Genomic DNA, 2910 nt, shown 5'->3' on the forward strand with positions numbered 1-2910 from the left:
GCGCTCGCCTCGGCGCACACCAAGGACATCGCGCTGCGCGCCATCTCGGAGCGCATCCGCGCCAACGCCGCCGAGATTCTGCGCGAGAACGCGCGGGACGTCGGCGCCGCCAAGGCCGCCGGGCAGAGCAAGGCGCTGATCGACCGGCTCACCCTCGACGAGCGGCGCGTCGCCGGCATCGCCGAGGCGGTGGCGCAGGTCGGCGCGCTGGCCGATCCGGTCGGGCGCCAACTCGCGGCCTTCGAGCGGCCGAACGGCCTCCTGATCGAGCGCATCTCGGTGCCGCTCGGCGTCGTCGGCGTGATCTTCGAGAGCCGCCCGAACGTCACGGCCGACGCCGGCGCACTCTGCCTCAAGGCCGGCAACGCCGCGATCCTGCGGGCAGGCTCGGATTCGCACCGCACCGCCACCGTCATCGCCCGCGCCATGAGCGAGGGCTTGGCGCAAACCGGCCTGCCGCCCGATGCGATCCAGCTTGTGCCGACCCGCGACCGCGCCGCAGTCGGCCTGATGCTCACCGGTCTCGACGGCTGCCTCGACGTGATCGTGCCCCGCGGCGGGCGCAGCCTCGTCGAGCGGGTCCAGGCCGAGGCGCGCCTCCCGGTCTTCGCCCATCTCGACGGCATCAACCACGTCTATGTCGGAGCGAGCGCCGATCTCGACATGGCCCGCAATCTCCTCCTCAACAGCAAGATGCGCCGCACCGGCGTCTGCGGCGCGGCCGAGACGCTGCTGGTCGATCGTGCGGTCGCCGAAACGCACCTGGCGCCCCTGATCGCGGCGCTGCTCGATGCCGGCTGCGCGGTGCGCGGCGATGCGGCGACGATGGCGGCCGACCCCCGCGTGACCGCCGCGGACGAGGCCGACTGGCGCACCGAATATCTCGATGCGATCATTTCGGCGCGGGTGATCGACGGGCTCGACGCCGCGATCGAGCACATCGAGAACCACGGCTCGCACCACACCGACGCGATCGTCACCGAGGACAAGGAGGCGGCGGCCCGCTTCCTCGCCGAGGTCGATTCCGCCATCGTCACGCACAACGCCTCGACGCAGTTCGCTGACGGCGGCGAGTTCGGCTTCGGCGCCGAGATCGGCATCGCCACCGGGCGGATGCATGCGCGCGGCCCGGTCGGCGTCGAGCAGCTGACGACGTTCAAGTACCGCGTCCACGGCAGCGGACAGACGCGCCCGGTCTGAGCCGCGCCGGACCGGCCGAGGATGGACCCGCCAAAGCTGCCGCCGGCCGCCCCCGGCATGCGGATCGGCCTGTACGGAGGCTCGTTCAACCCGGCCCATGCCGGCCACCTGCATGTCAGCCGCATGGCCCTGAAACGGCTGCGGCTCGACCGGGTCTGGTGGCTGGCGACGCCCGGCAATCCGCTGAAGGATCGTCGTGAACTCGCGCCGTTGTCTGAGCGGCTCGCAATCGCCGGAACCGTGGCCGATAATCCGCGCATCGCGGTGACGGGCTTCGAGGCGGCGATCGGCGCGCGCTACACCGTCGAGACCCTGCGCTGGCTGCGCCTGCGCCGTCCGGCCCTGCGCTTCGTCTGGATCATGGGCGCCGACTCGCTGACGAGCTTCCATCGCTGGGAGCGGTTCCGCGAGATCGCGTCGCTGATGCCGATCGCGGTGATCGACCGCCCCGGCCACACCCTCGCGGCACCCAACGCCCCGGGCGCGCGGGCGCTGGCGCGCTGGCGCATCGACGAGACCGATGCGCCGCTGCTGGCGGAGCATGCGCCGCCGGCCTGGGTCTTCCTGCATGGCCCACGCTCGTCCCTGTCATCGACGGCGCTGCGGAAGCGTGTATGAGAGGGGTCCATCAGTCCGCACCATTGACATCGGCGGACGAACCCTCACGTTTTCGTGTAAGACGAGAGCCGCCTCGGACGAGGCCGCGCCAGAATCAGGAACCGATCCGCTGAGCGATCACGACACCCAGGGAGCCGACGGCTCCGACGCTCTGAAGGCCCTCGCGCTCGGGTGCCTCGACGACATGCAGGCCGAAGAGACCATCGCCATCGATCTCGCGGGCAAGACCTCGCTCGCCGACACGATGATCATCGCCTCGGGCCGCTCCCAGCGCCATGTCGGCGCCATCGCCGACAAGATCCTCCAGGATCTCAAGGCCAAGGGCTACGGCACCGCCCGCGTCGAGGGCATGCCCGCCTGCGACTGGGTGCTGATCGATGCCGGCGACCTCCTGGTCCACATCTTCCGGCCGGAAGTGCGCGGCTTCTACAACCTCGAGAAGATCTGGGGCGAGGACCGTCCCTCGGCGCATCTCGGCGGCTGATTTTTCGCAGGTTCGCGCGGCGCAGGGATCGGCGGCTGCATACGTTCACCTCACCGTCAGTCCGGGGTCGCCAGAGGCGAGAACCCGGAATCCATGCGCGATGCGACCGCCGGCCATCGCGCCGGGGTTCCGCTTCGCGGCCCCGGAAGTACGACGAAGGTCGTTCAGCATCCGGCCCCACCCGAAGCCACGCTGTCCCGGAACTCCGCCTCCTGACGGATCAGCAGGCCGAGCAGCGGGTGGCGCAGGTCGAGGACGAAGCGGAACGTGCCCCCCTCCGTCTCGGCATGGCTGACGCACAACGCGCCCGGCGACAGCCAGCGCGGCAGGTGGAGCCGCACACCCAGACCATCCCAGAAATAGCGGCGGCTGCGAAACACCAGGGCGCCGTCTTCTACCGCGACCGTCAGCGACATGCCGAGCCCCGCGCCGACATGCTCTTCGAGGCCAGTCGGACCGGCGAAGCGCTTGGCCGAGTGGATCATCTGCGGAAAGCCGCGGGGCCGGGCGTAGAGCCGCGTCCAGATCTACCCGCCGCGGCGCGGGTCTTCGGTGACCGAGACGACGCTCGCCATGCCGGCCGCGCGCGAGACTGGCAGCGGCGCGCC

General features: G+C 71.0%; 3 protein-coding genes and 1 pseudogene. 3 read left to right on the forward strand and 1 reads right to left on the reverse strand.

Annotated elements, in window-relative coordinates; translation table 11 throughout:
• The 3 genes from FV217_RS22045 to rsfS form a co-directional block, all read left to right on the forward strand.
• Window positions 1–1200: glutamate-5-semialdehyde dehydrogenase (locus tag FV217_RS22045; RefSeq protein WP_147821753.1), on the forward strand; the 1200-nt coding region annotated here is incomplete at its 5' end.
• Between the two features lie 57 nt (window positions 1201–1257).
• Window positions 1258–1818, forward strand: a complete 561-nt coding sequence (locus FV217_RS22050; protein WP_238230821.1) for a nicotinate-nucleotide adenylyltransferase — start codon at window positions 1258–1260, stop codon at window positions 1816–1818.
• 109 nt (window positions 1819–1927) lie between these two features.
• On the forward strand, window positions 1928–2302 hold the full coding sequence (gene rsfS, locus FV217_RS22055; protein ID WP_238230819.1) for a ribosome silencing factor: 375 nt from the start codon (window positions 1928–1930) through the stop codon (window positions 2300–2302).
• Between the two features lie 164 nt (window positions 2303–2466).
• Here rsfS and FV217_RS22060 read toward each other — a convergent pair.
• Window positions 2467–2910: pseudogene (locus FV217_RS22060) on the reverse strand (DUF4166 domain-containing protein); the annotation flags it as partial.

The sequence above is a fragment of the Methylobacterium sp. WL9 genome, assembly GCF_008040035.1.
Classification (GTDB): Bacteria; Pseudomonadota; Alphaproteobacteria; order Rhizobiales; family Beijerinckiaceae; genus Methylobacterium; species Methylobacterium thuringiense.

Bases quoted from the DNA above. Each gene is read 5' to 3' on its own strand.
- FV217_RS22050 (WP_238230821.1), top strand. From the start codon at position 1,258: ATGCGGATCGGCCTGTACGGAGGCTCGTTCAACCCGGCCCATGCCGGC.